The 17,354-nt window shown below is 42.8% G+C and carries 15 protein-coding genes; 5 read left to right on the plus strand and 10 right to left on the minus strand.

Annotated elements, in window-relative coordinates:
* Positions 1-127: 127 nt before the first annotated feature.
* Positions 128-2,416 (plus strand): bifunctional dihydroorotate dehydrogenase B NAD binding subunit/NADPH-dependent glutamate synthase, encoded by a 2,289-nt coding sequence (locus tag ISX59_RS05425; protein ID WP_044301565.1) that lies wholly within the window; start codon positions 128-130, stop codon positions 2,414-2,416.
* Between the two features lie 183 nt (positions 2,417-2,599).
* On the opposite strand, the gene panD is transcribed toward ISX59_RS05425, so the two are convergent.
* Together panD and panC are read right to left on the minus strand one after the other, a co-directional pair.
* A complete protein-coding gene (panD, locus tag ISX59_RS05430; protein WP_005775741.1) occupies positions 2,600-2,953 on the minus strand; it encodes an aspartate 1-decarboxylase in 354 nt (117 codons plus the stop codon).
* Between the two features lie 21 nt (positions 2,954-2,974).
* Positions 2,975-3,823, minus strand: a complete 849-nt coding sequence (gene panC, locus ISX59_RS05435; RefSeq protein ID WP_032539658.1) for a pantoate--beta-alanine ligase — start codon at positions 3,821-3,823, stop codon at positions 2,975-2,977.
* Positions 3,824-4,069: 246 nt separating this feature from the next.
* Between panC and ISX59_RS05440 the strand changes: the two genes are divergently transcribed.
* Both ISX59_RS05440 and ISX59_RS05445 read left to right on the plus strand, forming a co-directional pair.
* Positions 4,070-4,894, plus strand: a complete 825-nt coding sequence (locus tag ISX59_RS05440; protein WP_005810059.1) for a glycogen/starch synthase — start codon at positions 4,070-4,072, stop codon at positions 4,892-4,894.
* A gap of 22 nt (positions 4,895-4,916) precedes the next feature.
* Positions 4,917-6,404: a DUF4270 domain-containing protein gene (locus ISX59_RS05445; RefSeq protein ID WP_032539659.1), complete on the plus strand. Its 1,488-nt coding sequence runs from the start codon at positions 4,917-4,919 to the stop codon at positions 6,402-6,404.
* A gap of 218 nt (positions 6,405-6,622) precedes the next feature.
* Here the strand turns inward: ISX59_RS05445 and ISX59_RS05450 are convergent, their stop codons facing one another.
* Genes ISX59_RS05450 through ISX59_RS05460 form a run of 3 tightly spaced genes read right to left on the minus strand, consistent with a single transcriptional unit; the run spans position 6,623 to position 11,253 of the window.
* The gene (locus tag ISX59_RS05450) at positions 6,623-8,011 is read right to left on the minus strand and encodes a glycoside hydrolase family 57 protein (protein ID WP_220575720.1); all 1,389 of its coding nucleotides are present in this window, start codon (positions 8,009-8,011) and stop codon (positions 6,623-6,625) included.
* 12 nt (positions 8,012-8,023) lie between these two features.
* Entirely contained in the window at positions 8,024-9,298 is a 1,275-nt protein-coding gene (locus tag ISX59_RS05455; protein WP_032539660.1) for a glycosyltransferase family 4 protein, read from the minus strand.
* Between the two features lie 14 nt (positions 9,299-9,312).
* On the minus strand, positions 9,313-11,253 hold the full coding sequence (locus tag ISX59_RS05460; protein ID WP_032539661.1) for a glycogen debranching enzyme N-terminal domain-containing protein: 1,941 nt from the start codon (positions 11,251-11,253) through the stop codon (positions 9,313-9,315).
* Positions 11,254-11,423: 170 nt separating this feature from the next.
* Here ISX59_RS05460 and ISX59_RS05465 point away from each other — a divergent pair, with 170 nt between their 5' ends.
* Complete coding sequence (locus ISX59_RS05465; RefSeq protein WP_220575721.1) at positions 11,424-12,116, plus strand: rhomboid family intramembrane serine protease; 693 nt, start codon at positions 11,424-11,426, stop codon at positions 12,114-12,116.
* A 42-nt stretch (positions 12,117-12,158) separates the two neighbouring features.
* Here the strand turns inward: ISX59_RS05465 and ISX59_RS05470 are convergent, their stop codons facing one another.
* Entirely contained in the window at positions 12,159-12,755 is a 597-nt protein-coding gene (locus tag ISX59_RS05470) for a MarC family protein (protein WP_005775732.1), read from the minus strand.
* A 115-nt stretch (positions 12,756-12,870) separates the two neighbouring features.
* Here ISX59_RS05470 and ISX59_RS05475 point away from each other — a divergent pair, with 115 nt between their 5' ends.
* Positions 12,871-13,614: a Crp/Fnr family transcriptional regulator gene (locus ISX59_RS05475; protein WP_032539663.1), complete on the plus strand. Its 744-nt coding sequence runs from the start codon at positions 12,871-12,873 to the stop codon at positions 13,612-13,614.
* A 22-nt stretch (positions 13,615-13,636) separates the two neighbouring features.
* Here the strand turns inward: ISX59_RS05475 and ISX59_RS05480 are convergent, their stop codons facing one another.
* The 4 genes from ISX59_RS05480 to ISX59_RS05495 all read right to left on the minus strand — a co-directional run bounded on the left by ISX59_RS05480 (position 13,637) and on the right by ISX59_RS05495 (position 17,334).
* Positions 13,637-14,080: an STN domain-containing protein gene (locus ISX59_RS05480; protein WP_005810074.1), complete on the minus strand. Its 444-nt coding sequence runs from the start codon at positions 14,078-14,080 to the stop codon at positions 13,637-13,639.
* A gap of 192 nt (positions 14,081-14,272) precedes the next feature.
* Positions 14,273-15,379, minus strand: a complete 1,107-nt coding sequence (locus ISX59_RS05485) for a FecR family protein (protein WP_032539664.1) — start codon at positions 15,377-15,379, stop codon at positions 14,273-14,275.
* A gap of 109 nt (positions 15,380-15,488) precedes the next feature.
* Complete coding sequence (locus ISX59_RS05490; protein WP_005810078.1) at positions 15,489-16,073, minus strand: RNA polymerase sigma factor; 585 nt, start codon at positions 16,071-16,073, stop codon at positions 15,489-15,491.
* Positions 16,074-16,098: 25 nt separating this feature from the next.
* Positions 16,099-17,334 (minus strand): PLP-dependent transferase, encoded by a 1,236-nt coding sequence (locus tag ISX59_RS05495; protein WP_005810082.1) that lies wholly within the window; start codon positions 17,332-17,334, stop codon positions 16,099-16,101.
* Positions 17,335-17,354: the final 20 nt, after the last annotated feature.

Below are 17,354 nucleotides of genomic sequence, written 5' to 3' on the forward strand. Positions count from 1 at the left end.
CTTGAGGACAAAGCCATCCCTTCAAAAGGATGGCTTTTCTTTTGTTATTTACAAATTAGCAGTATCTTTGCACACTAAGAACATTCTGATAGCAATTACGTAATAAATCCAACAAATTAATTAGATAATGAACAAAATCATTAGCAAAGAACATTTCTCGGAGAAAGTATTCAAACTTGTAATTGAAGCTCCGTTGATAGCAAAATCACGCAAGGCTGGTCATTTCGTGATTGTGCGTGTCGGTGAAAAGGGAGAACGTATGCCACTGACCATTGCAGCCGCCGACCCGAAGGCAGGAACCATCACACTGGTTGTTCAGGAGGTAGGACTCTCTTCTACCCGCCTTTGCGAACTAAACGAAGGAGACTATATCACTGACGTAGTGGGCCCGCTGGGACAGGCTACGCACATTGAAAACTTCGGAACCGTTGTATGTGCCGGAGGAGGTGTGGGAGTTGCTCCGATGCTACCGATCGTACAAGCGCTTAAAGCAGCCGGCAACCGTGTGATCACTGTATTGGCCGGACGCAGCAAAGAACTGATTATTCTTGAAAAAGAGATGCGCGAAAGTTCGGATGAAGTGATCATAATGACCGATGACGGATCATATGGCCGCAAAGGTCTGGTTACAGAAGGAGTAGAGGAAGTGATCAAGCGGGAGAAAGTGGACAAATGTTTTGCTATCGGCCCGGCTATCATGATGAAATTTGTTTGTTTGCTGACAAAAAAATACGGAATTCCGACCGAAGTATCGTTGAACACAATTATGGTGGACGGTACCGGAATGTGTGGTGCTTGCCGAATCACCATCGGAGGAAAAACCAAATTCGTATGTGTAGACGGTCCGGAGTTTGACGGTCATCAGGTGGATTTCGACGAAATGTTGAAACGCATGGGCGCTTTTAAAGCCATTGAACGTGAAGAACTGCACAAACTCGACGAATGTGAAGCAACTAAAACCATAGACGAAAACGGACGTACCGCTCCTTGGCGCGAAGAACTCCGTAAAGCAATAAAAGCAAAAGACCGTGCAAACATCGAACGCTGCAAAATGAATGAACTCGATCCGGAGTATCGTTCACACAGCCGCAAAGAGGAAGTTAACCAGGGATTAACTAAAGAACAGGCAGTCACAGAAGCACAACGTTGTCTGGATTGTGCCAATCCAGGTTGTATGACCGGTTGTCCGGTAGGTATCGATATTCCCCGTTTCATCAAGAACATCGAACGTGGAGAAATTCTTGAAGCGGCTAAGACACTGAAAGAAACCAGTGCCCTGCCTGCCGTATGTGGCCGTGTATGTCCACAAGAAAAACAATGTGAGTCAAAGTGCATCCATTTGAAAATGGGTAAAGAAGCTGTAGCCATCGGTCATCTCGAACGGTTTGCCGCCGACTACGAACGCGAAAGCGGACAAATCTCTGTTCCGGAAATTGGTGAGAAGAACGGTATCAAAGTAGCTGTCATCGGCTCAGGTCCTGCCGGACTGTCATTTGCCGGGGATATGGCCAAATACGGATATGATGTAACTGTATTCGAAGCGCTGCACGAAATCGGCGGTGTACTTAAATACGGTATTCCTGAATTCCGTCTGCCCAACAAGATTGTAGACGTTGAAATAGAGAATCTTGCCAAAATGGGGGTTACTTTCATCAAGGATTGCATCGTAGGAAAAACAATCGGCGTGGAACAATTGGAGGAAGAAGGCTTCAAAGGCATTTTTGTAGCTTCCGGTGCCGGACTCCCTAACTTCATGAATATACCGGGAGAAAATTCTATCAATATTATGTCTTCCAATGAATATCTGACTCGCGTAAACCTGATGGATGCGGCCAGTCCCGATTCCGATACTCCGGTAGCTTTCGGTAAGAACGTTGCTGTAATTGGGGGTGGCAACACCGCTATGGACTCTGTCCGTACAGCCAAACGCCTGGGAGCAGAACGTGCCATGATTATCTACCGTCGTTCGGAAGAAGAAATGCCGGCACGTCTGGAAGAGGTGAAGCATGCTAAAGAAGAAGGGATAGAATTCCTGACCCTGCACAACCCGATCGAATATCTGGCTGATGAGCAAGGACGTGTGAAACAAGTGGTTTTACAGAAAATGGAACTGGGTGAACCGGATGCTTCAGGGCGACGCAGTCCGGTGCCCATTCAAGGAGCGACAGAAACCATCGACATCGATCTTGCCATTGTCAGCGTAGGCGTGTCACCCAATCCCATTGTTCCCAGCTCTATCAAAGGTCTGGAATTGGGACGTAAAGGTACGATTACCGTTAATGACCAGATGCAATCGTCTATCCCTACCATTTATGCAGGAGGAGACATTGTACGCGGAGGAGCTACCGTAATCCTTGCCATGGGAGACGGACGCCGTGCTGCAGCAGCGATGAACGAACAGTTAAGCTCTAAATAAAGAATCGGAAATCTGCGTTGGTAAGTAATCTACGGTTCGTGATCTCACAACCAATTGCTTACCGACCGCAAATAGACTCTTTGGGCAGAAAGTAACATCAACACGGATCTACCCAATAAAACAATCCCTGCTAATATTCTGATATTAGCAGGGATTGTTTATATTCTTCGGTTGAACGGTTTCTTACTTCACCACACTGTTTGTAGTTGGATCCGGAAAAATCACCGTTGGTTTAAATGTCTTTGCTTCCTCAAAATCCATCAACGCATACGACATAATAATCACAATGTCATCCGGTTGTACTTTCCGGGCAGCAGCACCATTCAAGCAGATTTTACCTGATCCGCGTTCACCTTTGATAATGTAGGTCTCAAAACGCTCACCGTTATTATTATCAGCGATGTATACTTTCTCACCGGCAATCATATTGGCTGCATCCAGCAAATCCTCATCAATCGTGATACTACCCATATAATTCAGATTGGCTTCCGTAACACGGGCACAATGAATTTTCGACTTCAACACTTCAATCATCATAAGGACTTCGTCTTTTTTAGTTTAAGATTCTTTGTATTTAATATTATCAATCAGTCTGACATCTCCACAGAATACTGTAATACAGCCTACTGCATAGGATGTTTGGTCCCAATTCCCAACCTTCTGCAAAGTGTTTCCATCTACTATCTCAAAATATTCCAGGCGTAATCCCGGTGCAGCAGCAATAGCATCTTCCACAAACTTTTGCGTTTCGCTCACTGTGTGAGTAGCTGCAAAGGTACGACTTTTAAATAAGGTCTGAGATATTTTTAATGCATTTTCACGTTCTTCTGCCGACAGTCGCGCATTCCGGCTGCTCAAAGCCAGCCCATCCTCTTCACGGACAATGGGACAACCTACAATTTCAAGATCGAACTGCATCTGGCGAACCATCTCATGGATGATGGCCAACTGCTGAAAATCTTTTTCACCAAAATATGCGCGATGTGGTTTTACTGCTTCAAACAGTTTACTTACGATCTGGCATACCCCATTAAAGTGGCCCGGACGGAAAGCACCCTCCATCACAGTATCCAGAGGAGCATAACTGAATTGGCGAGTATCCGGTTCCGGATACATTTCTTCCACCGAAGGAGCAAAAGTATAAGTCGCTCCGCAAGCCTCGAGTAATTTGCAATCGGCATCCAACGTACGGGGATACTTTACAAGGTCATTTTTATCATTAAACTGGGTAGGGTTCACAAAAACACTCACCACCGTTACTTCATTCTCGTTTACACTACGTTTTACAAGAGATGCGTGCCCTGCATGCAAAGCACCCATAGTAGGTACCAAACCTACCTTTTTACCCTGGGCTTTCAAAACCGACAGTTCAGCCTGCAAGTCCTTGATCGTATGTATTACTTTCATTTTAATTGGTTTATGATTCTTAGTCGTTTGAAAAACGGTGCAAAATAAACCATAATTTACCATATAAAGAAGAAATATCGTAAATTAATGCAAAAGATACCGAAGTAGGAACCTCAACAACCAGACGGTTTACAACTGAAAAACAAGCACTTAACAATTCATAAGGAATTATACCGCCTGAGAACTTGCTTTAATGCCCGTTTTTTTTTATATCTTTGCAGAATATTTACGAGAACGATTGTTATTATGACAAAGGCTAACAAGGTTTTATTTATTACACAAGAGATTACTCCTTACGTTTCAGAATCCGAGATGGCCAATATAGGCAGACATCTACCACAAGCTATCCAGGAAAAAGGCAGAGAAATCAGAACATTCATGCCCAAATGGGGAAATATCAACGAACGCAGAAATCAATTGCACGAAGTGATACGACTCTCCGGTATGAACCTGATTATCGATGACACCGACCATCCTCTTATCATCAAAGTAGCTTCCATCCAGTCAGCACGTATGCAGGTTTATTTTATCGACAACGATGATTACTTCCAGAACCGGCTACAAACAGCAGACGAAAACGGAGTAGAATACGATGATAACGACAGCCGGGCTATTTTTTATGCAAGAGGAGTGTTGGAAACGGTAAAGAAACTACGTTGGTGTCCGGATGTGATTCACTGTCACGGCTGGATGACTGCTCTGGCTCCTTTATATATCAAAAAAGCGTATAAAGACGAACCTTCGTTCCGTGATGCGAAAGTGGTATTCTCCGTATACGAGGATGATTTCAAAGGTACGTTCAACCCTGATTTCGCAACTAAACTGATGCTGAAAGGCATTAATAAAAAGGATGTGGCTACTTTGAAAGATCCGGTAGATTACGCTACACTTTGCAAATTGGCTGTTGATTACTCAGACGGAGTAGTACAGAATAGCGAACATGTAAATGAAGAAGTCATGAACTATGCCCGTCAATCGGGTAAATTGGTTCTTGACTATCAGGCTCCCGACGCTCTTGCAGACGCTTGCAACAGCTTCTACGATCAGGTGTGGGAAACTGAACAAAAATAATAAGAACCAAGATACGACGATCATGAAAGCAAAATATGTATGGGTAGCACTGCTTGCCTTGACTTTCTTCGGGTGTGATGATAATACAGGTACTCTCGGATTGGGAATGCTTCCGGAAAGCGACCAAAATATCAATGGAAGATACACCACTTACGAGTTGACTACAAATTCCGATTTATCAGGTCCTGTTTTTGCCAAAACCAGCGTAGGTTATGTCGGTAAATTCACCGATAAGGAGTTCGGAGATTACGAAGCCAGTTTCCTCGCACAATTGAATAGTCCGGACGGGATTTCCTTTCCCTCGGTTTACGATCCGGAAACCAATCCCAAAGGTGTTATGGCAGGAGACTCTATCCACACTGCTGAATTGATATTGTACTATCAAAACTATTTTGGCGATTCTATAAGCCCGTGCCGTATGGCTGTGTACGAACTGGACAAAAACCTAACCCAGAATTATTATACAGACATAAACCCATTGGAATATTATAATCCGAACAACTTACTTGCGCGGAAAGCCTACACTGCGGTCGATCAATCACTCAGTGATTCCATCAGAAAAACTGAGAATTTTTATCCCAATGTCCGTCTGACTTCTGAGGAGATTACTAATTTAGGTAAAAAGATTTATCGATTAAACAGAGATCATCCTGAATATTTCAAAAGTTCGGAAGCTTTTATCAACAATGTGTTCAAAGGTATTTATGCAAAAAATGATTATGGTAACGGAACAGTTCTTTATGTTGATCAAATCAACCTGAACGTTGTAATCAGATGCCATGAAAAAGACAGTTTAGGAAATAACCTGAAGAAAAAAGACGGTACTGATTCTCTGTACTACACAACCCGTACTTTCGCTACAACAAAAGAGGTTATTCAAGCCAACAAGTTTACGAACTCCGCTAAGTTAGAGGAAATAGCCAAAAAGACCGATTGTACTTATCTGAAATCTCCGGCAGGTATCTTCACTCAAGCTACACTGCCCATCAACAAGATTTATGAGGAATTAAGCAACGACACCATTAATGCAGTGAAGTTGACTTTCAACAACTATAACCAAGTAGATAATGGGCAATTCAGCATGCAAGCACCTACATATGTGTTGTTATTGCGTGAAAAAGAACGGCAAAGTTTCTTTGAGGAGAATAAACTTACAGATAATATCACTTCTTATCTGGCGGTACACAATGCAACAATTAACAGTAAACCTACAACCAATCAGTATGTGTTTACCAATTTGACTCGTCTGATCAACACTTGTGTCAACGAAAAACTGGAAGCCAAGAAAAAAGCTGGGGCCAGTTGGAATGAAGCTGCTTGGGAAGCCGAAAACCCGGATTGGAACAAAGTAGTACTCATTCCGGTACTTGTACAGTATGACAGTTCTTCCAACAAGAACATGATCAGTATTCAGCACGATTTACAACCGGGATATGTAAAACTGGAAGGTGGCCAGAATGGTCCAAAACTGAAGTTAGAAGTGACATACACCAACTTCAACGGTAAATAATAACAAAAGATTTTCATTATATAATCAGGGCGGTGTGAATAGTTTCCCTTTACACCGCCCTGATTGTTTTCTATACGCCCCCTTCCTTTTCATTAATTCTGAGATGAGACAAAAATCTAATCATCAAATGCCCCTTCTATACTAAAAGAGGGTGGAGAATGTAAATCCTCCGCCCTCTCTATTTGAAAAGCTTTCGCTAAAGCAAACTTGCACTATATTCAGTCTTCTTTCTTTGCAGCTGTCTTCTTTGTTGCAGGTTTCTTTGCTGCTGCCTTTTTAGGAGCAGTAGCTTTGGGTTCCGCTTTTGCTTTGGTAGCTTTTGCTGCCTTTGCTTCCAGTTTATCAACCTCCTTATGCAACTCGGCAATTTCTTCTCCCTGATTCTTGATCGTTGTCAACAATGAATTCAACTCTTCATTGTCAATATCTTCAGGATAGAGAGAATTTACACGCTTAATGAAATCACCCAAAATATTCATATAGTTGGTAAACGCATCATAAGGAGAATCATAAATACCACGATTCAACCCTACACCGGTATTCTTGGTAGTCATAAAGCGGAAGTTGTTGCTGGCCTGCAGATAATCCCAATCTTGCTTGATACGGCGATCATCACAGAGATGTACACGCTCGGCCACACTATATAACTTATTGAAAGCTTCACGCTGCAGGACATTACCCAACCAGCTGCTGGTATCTCTTTCTTCATCCACCCATGACATCGGATATGGTACGTCCAATTGAGAAACTGATTTCAATTTTGAAACAATCTCCGATGGGGTAGAGAAAGTAATTCCTTTTTCTTTTGCACAATACGGAAGAGCTTTCAGGAATTCCAAGATATTGGATGATAACGGCTGAGCCAGCCCCAGTGCTTTCAGTTCCATAAAGATATTGATAACTTGTTCTTCTTGCGGCAAAGCATCGATCCAACCAATATATTTATCAGCGAATAACGGATACTCGCTCCAATCGGAATTAGAGAAGCGCAGGCTGATATCATCGGACAACTTAAAATCTCTCAACAGCAGTTTCAGGCTGGGAGCCTGATTGCAATGGTATACATAATGCGGGCTCTTCCAACCCAATATGTGTTTAGCGCCTTCAGTCAGCATACCTTTGAAACCCATGCTTGCTACCGTAGCTCCTATTTCATCCGAATAGATCAGACTGGAATTGCGGAACACTTTCGGTGCTTTACCAAACATCTGTTTCATCTTGTCGCTCTGACGCATCACTTCTTCACGGAAACACTCTTCATTGGCCAATGATGATAATCCATGGGAATATGGCTCGGCCAAAAATTCGCAGCAGCCTGTATCGTTTAATACATGTAACAAGTCAATTACAGCAGGTGCATGAATTTCAAGTTGTTCCAATGCTACTCCCGAAATAGAAAGAGCTACTTTAAAGGCCCCCCCGGAATTCTTCACCATTTCAATCAATGCATTGAGAGCCGGAATATAAGAACGTTCGGCAACCTCATTTATACCTGTCTCATTGGCATAATCATCATAATAGTAATGATCGGCACCAATGTCGAAGAAGCGGTAACGTTTCAGATGAATAATTTGATGTATCTCAAAATAAAGACAGATTGTTCTCATATCTATATTGTTTTATTGTTTTCCATAATTTTTTATAACCTCGTCGTAGATGCCGCGAACTTTGTAGCCTACATTCTCCCACTTAATTTCATCCACCTCTTTCTTACCTTCATCACGGAGATACTCGTACATAGCCGGATAGGTACAGATAGAATAGATAGCATCCGCCATAGCATGTATGTCCCAGTAATCGGTCTTAATACACTTTTCCAGAATCTCGGCACAACCGGATTGTTTGGAAATGATGCTTGGCACACTACACTGCATGGCCTCTAACGGAGAGATACCAAAAGGTTCGGATACCGAAGGCATAATGTATACATCACTGGCTTTTAGTACCTCGTATACTTGTTTTCCTTTCATAAATCCCGGGAAATGGAAACGGTCCGCAATCCCCCTTTCAGCAGCCAGACGAATCATCTGATCCATCATATCACCGCTACCGGCCATCACAAAACGTACATTCCGCGTACGCTTCAACACCATTGCAGCTGCCTCCACAAAATATTCCGGTCCTTTCTGCATCGTGATACGTCCCAGAAAAGTGACAACCTTTTCTTTCAGATTCTTATTGGGTACGATATCCTGTATCTCTTGTGATAAAGGAGAGACTGCATTGTGCACTGTCGACACTTTCTTCGGGTCTTGGAAGTATTTATGAATCACTGTCTGACGAGTCAGTTCACTCACACACATGATATGATCGGCGTGATCCATACCATTTTTTTCGATGGCATATACAGTTGGATTCACATTGCCACGGCTACGGTCGAAATCGGTAGCATGTACATGAATCACCAATGGTTTACCCGATACCTGTTTTGCATGTATTCCTGCCGGATAAGTTAACCAGTCATGTGAGTGGATGATTTCAAACTCCTGCTGGCGTGCTATTACTCCTGCCACAATCGAGTAGTTATTGATTTCTTCGTGCAGGTTATCCGGATAACGCCCAGAGAACTCAATACATCCCAGATCGTTTGCATTCAGATAATTGAAATCAGCATAAATATGATCGCGCAGGTCAAAATATAACTGGGGATCCATGTACGAACCGACACGTCCTTTCACATAATCCCAGTCTACATTCCTCCACACAATCGGTGTACTATTCATACCGATTATTCTCAGGAAACTTTGGTCTTCATCCCCCCAAGGTTTGGGAATACAGAACGTAATCTCCATATCCTCTTGTTGAGACATCCCTTTCGTCAAACCATAGCTGGCAGTTCCTAAACCTCCTAAGATATGCGGGGGGAACTCCCATCCAAACATTAAAACTTTCATCTTCGTCCCTCCTCCTATAAATTATATTTAGACAACAGCTTCAAGATACGCAAAATCTCTGCCACATTCATTGCAAACGATACCGCTCCTCTACCTTTGAAAGGCGGGTTTCCATCAAACAACTCGGGCAGTGAACCAACGCAATGGCTGGTCATCTCGTCTTCAAAGCCGATTAACTGGCGTTCTACAAACGAGATACCGCTCATCTTATAGATTCGCAGATAAGCCTCCATGTAGAACCCCATCAACCACGGCCAAGCCGTACCTTGATGATAAGCATAGTCTCTCTGGATCTGAGGACCCACATAATTCGGATTATATCCGCCGCTCTTCGGACTCAATGTTCGAAGTCCCTTCGGAGTAAGCAATTCCTTCGTCACAGTATCGAGTACCTGTTTTTTCTGTACCCGGTCAAGAGGAGAATAATCGAAGGCAACCGTAAATATCATGTTGGGACGTACGCTCCAGTCCATCATATTTCCGTCTACATAATCCAACAGATAACCATATTCATTACGGAATACTTCCACAAACGATTTTCCGGTTATTTCAGCCTGTGCATCCAGCGAGTCGGCCAACAATCCGTTACCACCCTCGCGAACTAAATCGGCTATAAACCGCAAAGCATTATACCACAAAGCATTTATCTCTACAATATAACCCGTGCGTGGAATAACCGGACGCCCGTTAACCGTGGAATTCATCCATGTGATCGCCCTATCTGCACCATTGGCATAAAGCAACCCGTTTTCGTGCAGGAACAGATTATCATGTTTACGCTGACGAATAAAATCAATGATTTCTTCTAACAAAGAACCATATTTGGCACGACATTGTTCACGACTTGTCTCCTTTGCATATTGCTGCAAGGCCCATACAGCCCACAACAATACATCCGGATCATCCATCTCGTATATCTTACAGCCAATCGGTTCACCTTTAATATAGTTACCAATCGCTTTGCGGGCTGTCTCCATCACATCTTCAAATTCATCTGTCTCGTCCACAGCAAGCGTCAATCCCGGCAAAGCCACGAACATATCGCGGGCACGGCATTTAAACCAGGGATATCCGGCCAGAATATAATGGTCATCTTCCTGCTTATTATGGAATTGATGGGCAGAATTCTTCAGGCAGTGATAGAAGCTATCACGCGGCGTACGGTCGGCCACTTCCGCATCAAAAGTTTGCTTTAGCCGACGTGGAGAAATTTCTGAAATACCGGCAGAGAAAATAATACTCTCTCCTTTCTTTATATCAACTTCAAAATATCCGGGAACATAAAGGTCTTCATTGAAGTCATATCCTCTCTCTTGTTCTTTCGGATATTCAATTCCTCTATACCAATTCGGATCAAAGTGGAATTCATTCTTCTTATTCAATTGCATGAACAGTTCCGGATATCCGGGATACATACAAGTTTTAATGCCGTTCTCTACCAATTGATAGTCACGGCTCGCCTGCGAATTCTCGTGTGTATATTCTCGTACACTACGGAAAGCGAGGAACGGGCGGAAGCGAAGAGTGGTAGCAGAGTGTGCATCGACCAAGGTGTAACGGATCAGGATCCGATTCTCATGATGTACAAAGATTTTTTCTTTACGAAGTATGACTCCTCCCACACGGTAAGTTGTTGCCGGAATATGTTCGCAGTCAAACTCACGGATATACTTATGTCCATTCGGACTAAAGTGATTTCCTTGATACTTATGCAATCCCAGGTTAAACTCCGCACCGTGTTGAATTACCGTTTCATCCAAAGAAGACAGCAGCACATGATTTTCATCGTCCAGATTGGGTACGGGAATCACCAGCAATCCATGATATTTGCGTGTGTTACAATCTACAATCGTTGTACAATGATAAGCTCCTGATTTATTCGTCCGGAGAATCTCCCTTGGTAAAGATTCCTCAAGATTTATCATCAGAGTCTTGTCAAAATGTAAATAACTCATAGTTGTGCATTATTTAAAGGTTAATTATTTCGGTTATCATAGTATATAATATAAGTATGATGCCCAAAAATACGAATTAAAGGTAAAAAACAAAATAAAAAGGAACTTTATTTTTTATTTTCAAGGCAAATATTCGTAGCATTGTATAAAATTTAAAGAAATATGCCAATATGAAGTCAGATGTTCGACGAATCCTGATAGCGATGGTGCTTCCTATGTTCCTAATTTTTATCCTTTATACAATAAAAGTTTTAGAGGTGGGCATGGGCTGGGACTTTACCAGATTAGGAGTATACCCATTGTCAAAAAAAGGGATGTTTGGTATTTTCGCGCATCCTCTTATACACAGTGGCTTCAAACATTTACTGGCCAACACTTTACCTCTATTCTTCCTTTCATGGTGTCTTTTTTACTTTTACAGGAGCATTGCACCTCTGATTTTTTTTATCATCTGGATAGGATGCGGAACCATCACGTTCCTTATCGGTAAGCCCGGTTGGCATGTCGGGGCCAGCGGCATTATTTACGGTTTGGCTTTTTTTCTTTTCTTCAGCGGACTCTTACGAAAATATGTCCCCTTGATCGCGATCTCTCTTTTAGTAACCTTCCTCTATGGTGGACTGGTGTGGAATATGCTTCCTTATTTCGCACCATCGGGAACTTCGTGGGAGGGACATCTGAGTGGAGCTGTCACCGGTACCATCTGTGCCCTTGCTTTTATGAATCATGGTCCACAAAAGCCTGAACCATTCGCAAATGAAGAGGAAGAGGAGGAGGTTGCCAATGAAGCAAATGAAACCGATAACGACGAAATCAATAGCGACGAAACGGACCAAAAAGACACAGAGTGTGAAAAAGAATAGTTTTTCACCCCGGTTTCTACAACAGATTAATGGGGATACCTATTACTTCTGTAATGCAGCAATCAATAATGTGATATTGGCGGTAAACAATCTGACAGAAATAGCCAACAGAATGATACCAAAGAATTTACGAATAATATAGATGCCTCCCTTGCCCAAAAAGCGTTCCACACGTCCTGTCATACTGACAACGAAATACACCCACAACATATTCAGGATCAAAGCGATCACAATATTGATACTGGCATATTCGGCCCGCAAAGAAAGCAATGTAGTAAATGCACCGGCACCTGCCAGCAGAGGGAATACCAAAGGTACAAGCGTAGCCTCTTTTATCGGTCCCTGGTTCTTAAAGATTTCCACATCCAGAATCATCTCCAAAGACATCAGGAAGATAACAAATGCTCCCGCCACGGCAAAGGACTCAATATCAACATGGAACAGTTTCAGCATAAAGTCACCGGCATAAAAAAAGCCAATCATTAATGCAAACGAAATAACGGTCGCTTTCGTGGCATTCACATCTTTTCCCTTCTCCTTCAGATTGATGATAATAGGAATAGAACCAATAATATCAATCACAGCAAAAAGCACGATAAACGCACTGACCATCTGTTGAAAATTAAAGTTTGCAAACATGACTTCCTCCTTTTTCCCGCAAATATACTTCATTTTTATGCATCTCGCAAGAGATTGTTTTAGGTAATCACTACCATCTTTAAGAAATAATAAAAAAAACAAAAAGAAGGGGAAGATGGTTTCAGTCAACCCCTATTATCGTTACATTTGCCTTCAAATTAGAAGATTACGATATATGGAAACCATGTTCGACACCTTGTTACAACTCCCCCTGTTTCAGGGACTTTGTCATGAGGATTTCACAAATATATTAGAAAAAGTAAAACTTCATTTCACCCGTCATAAAGCAGGAGAACCGTTGATAAAAAGTGGTGAAGTATGTGACCAGTTACTTTTTTTGCTAAAAGGTAAGCTCTCTTCCGTCACCGTATCGGAAGACGAGACACTGACTGTCATAGAGTATTTCGAAGCTCCTGCCGTATTGGAACCTTACTCCATGTTTGGAATGAACACCCGGTATATATCTACCTACATTCCTCATAATGAAGAAGCACAAATGGTAAGCATCAGCAAATCATTCGTTATGGGTGAACTGTTCAAATACGATATTTTCCGCCTCAACTATATGAATATTGTCAGCAATCGTGCACAGAACCTTTACACTCGTTTGTGGGATAGAGCTCCCAAGGACATTGAAGATAAAATAATATGTTTCATATTGGCCCATATCGAAAGAATGACAGGTGAAAAACTGTTTAAAGTGAAAATGGATGATCTGGCACGCATACTGGATGATACTCGCCTGAACGTATCAAAAGCCCTCAACGGATTACAGGAATTAAATCTGCTGGAACTCCACCGGAAAGAAATCCGCATACCCGACTTAGCACTCCTGACAGAGTGGAACGAAAAACGATAAAGAGCCGGTGCTAATCCCTCTATCAGTCGTTTGGCCCCACCTTTGTCATTATCCTCACACTATCCTTGCGAACAGTTGCTCTACAGGCATTGTGCTCCGACAAACGGTAAACCACGATTTGCCTGTCGAGTCTCTGAAAAACGAGTCCCGATCCTTCTAAAACCTTCTCCATCACTCTTTGGATAGGTTCTTCCGAAACACAAATACTTATTTCCTTATGAATCTCGGTGTCTATATCGCAAGCCCACGCAAAGACAAAATCACTCTTTTGCTCGATTTCATCAAAAACCCGGATGATCGGCACACGTTTCAGATTAAAAGAAAATTTCCAGTCCGGCATCTTAACATCCTCTGACGATAAAGCTGCCCCATTACAGCACATAATGAAAATAAAGCCAAACAATACTCTATATTTTATTCTCTGTTTATCAATGTTTTCAGTTCTTACTATACGTTCTCTTTTCATGCTTTGTTCCAGTTGTTATAATACTAATTTCAGGCCATTGCATCCCTTCCCGGAGGGCATAACCATGCTTCCCGGCTCTGATATGTAGTCGTGTGTGTAAGTTAGAGGAAGGATATCACTCTATCCTTTTTGTGGGGGTTGTGTGTGTGCGTGTGTCATAGTGTTCAGTGTCATTCCATAGGCTCTACCATTTTATGGGTTCTCAGATATAAAAATAGTCCGCTCTTCTTTCCTGTAATCAGTAGAATACAGCAATGATATAGTCGTCAATACATTATCAATATTATCGGATAAATAGATCTTTCCCGAACATCTCTTACCGGTCAGTTGCTTCTTGTCACCGAAGTTAAACGACAGATTATAATATCGTCCTATCCGATTCAGTACATCCACCATATTGGCATCATCCAATTCCAGATAACCTTCCTTCCAACAGGTATATCTGGAGGCACTAACTTTTCTTTTTTCACATTGCTTCCCATCGTAGAGCACTTTTTCATTTGCTTTCATGCGTATCTCAGGACCGGACTCCGGCCGAAATCCAACTATGCCGTCCACAAGTACACACGAAGGAACCGCCTCGTCTTCATAAGCCGATACATTAAATCGGGTGCCATATACCTGCACATCGAAATGTGCCGTATGCACTATGAAAGGCTTCTTGCTATCTGCGGCTACTTCGGCATACATTTCGCCTTTCAGGCTCACTTCCCTTTTCTCTCCCGAGAAATGGGTAGGAAACTTAAGAACAGAACCGGAATTCAACCAGATTTCTGTTCCGTCCTCCAGCTTCACCTTCGACCGTTTACCGTAAGGAACCACCAACTCATTGACCTCATTCTGTTCCATCCTGATCTTTTCTTGCCCGCTGTTGGGGTGGTAGACCATGGCTGATCCATCCTTACTCAAGAGCAGGTGTACATTTTGCCGGAACGAAGTTATACTGTCGCCACTTACCAGACGAATATCTTCTGATTTCAAAGGTTGCCATACAATCTCCGCTTTTTGTTCAGCAACAGGCGCTACCGGTTCCACCCTCTCATAACGATTCAAATAAGAAATGATTCCTAATGCAATAACGATGCACACGGATATACCATAATAAGCGCCCCTCCTGATGGTTCGTTTTCGTCGAAACATACGCAGAGAAGCATGGATCCGCTGACGAAGACGCTCATGATCATCTTTCGAGAGGCGCTCCCTGTTCATCCGAACGCTCTTGAATTTTAACCACTGGAAGAATTTCTCTTCATCTTTCAAAGGATCAATATGTCTGCTATCCCGCTTCGTTTTTTCCATTCAGAATAGGTGCTTAAAGAGTTTAATAACACTATTGTCTGCATAGAACACGAACGGGCACAGGTTTCATACCCACTTTTCCCGAATAAAATTTAAATTGGTGCCTTATTTAACCAACATTAATAGAAAGCAAGAGATAGAAGAGCACTAACGTATTATTGTGCTTCAGTTTAAGTAAGGTCCGATAGAGCAGTTTACGACAAGCAGGAACACTGATTTGCATGATCTCCGCAATTTCCTCATAGGAACATTCCTGCATATAGCGTAAATAAATAATCTCGCGTTGGCGTTCGGTCAGCACACTCAGAATTTCATCGACTTTCTGTGACACTTCCGCCTGTTCTTCCGCCGCGATCATTTCATCCTCCACGGTGATTTTGATTCTGTATGGAAGTTCATCGGTAATCTCACCGGTAAGAACCTCCGAATAGTTCCGTTTAAGTTTATAGGTGTCAATCAATTGGTTTCGCAGGGCACGCAACAAGTAAAATTTAGGATTCTGTATCTCCTGAACATCCTTCTCACGAATACATACCCTGCAAAACACGTCATGAATGGCATCCATCGCTGCCTGTTTATCAAACCCGAATCCTAAAGCATACGAAAACAAGTCGTCGACATAGTCCTTATACAGACTATCAACCGTATGTTTCGTTCTCTCTTTTTCTTCCAGGTTTTCTTTTTTTGGCAGCATTGTATAAAGTTTGTAAATGATAAATTTAGCTTTTCAGAGCCTGTATGATATCTTCCAGCAGGTCATCAGTCCGTTCCAGCCCCACCGAAAGGCGAATGGTTTTCTGACTGATGTCCATATCCCGGCGCTGCTCCTCGGTAAATGAACCGTAGATTGTGCTTGCCGGATGGATAGCTAACGTTTTATTATCAAATAAGTTCGTGGCCCTACGTATGATTCTCAACCGATTTATGAAACGAAAACATATTTCACGCGATGGAAGGTCGAACGTCAACATCGCGCCCGGAAGAGAACCAAACTGCCGGGTACTTAATTCATAAAACGGATTGGTCTCCAAACCGGTATAATTCACCGACTCAACCTCCGGCAGTTCTTGCAAACACCGTGCCAGTTTCAAACATGTTTCCGCCTGCCGGGCAAACCGGACTTCCATTGTTTCAAGCCCGAGTGTCTGCATATAAGCTACCTGGGGAGTCATGTATGCTCCGAGATTACGATGAATCTCCCTACGGAGTTTGGCGGTAAAAGCCTCCTTCCCGGTATCTGTACTCAAAGCTGCCAACTTACCGGAATGCCCCCAATCAAAGGTGCCATAGTCAATTATCAGTCCTCCAATGCAGGTAGCACCTCCCGAAATATATTTCGTACTGGACACAATCTCAATATCGACTCCGAAATCCGCCGCACGAAACACATGGAAAGGAACCGCCGTTGTATCTGCCAGCAATGGTACTCCGGCACTATGGACAATACCGGCAAGGGCTTTCAAATCGGCCACTTCCAGCTGCGGATTGGTAATAACCTCCAGAAAAAGCGCACAAGTATTTTCATCGATCTGCCTCTCCACTTCTTCAAGGCATGTCAGGTCACAGAAACGTACTTCTACTCCAAAAGCTCCTAACGTACTTTTCAGGAATGAATAGGTATTGCCGAATAAATGCGCCGAAGTCACGATATTAGCTCCTGCACTTGCCAAAGTGATCAGAGCATTGCTGATGGCAGCCATTCCGGAATTCAACGCCGTCACGCTCAGCGCACCGGTCACAGCCTGTACACGTTGCTCGAAGTACTGCACCGTAGGGTTTGTAATTCGTGAATAAGCATGTCCGGCTGTCCGTCCACAGAAAGCAGCTTCCATCTCTTCAGCAGTTTCAAATTCATAAGCAGCAGTATGATATACCGGCATGGAAAGAGAATGATATGCATCCTCTTTCTCAAAAGGAGTATGCAGTATTTGTGTCTCGAAACTATTTTTTTTCATCCTGAAAGTCTTTTTATATA

Origin of the sequence: Bacteroides sp. FSHCM14E1 (genome assembly GCF_019633785.1) — a bacterium.
GTDB lineage: Bacteria > Bacteroidota > Bacteroidia > Bacteroidales > Bacteroidaceae > Bacteroides > Bacteroides hominis.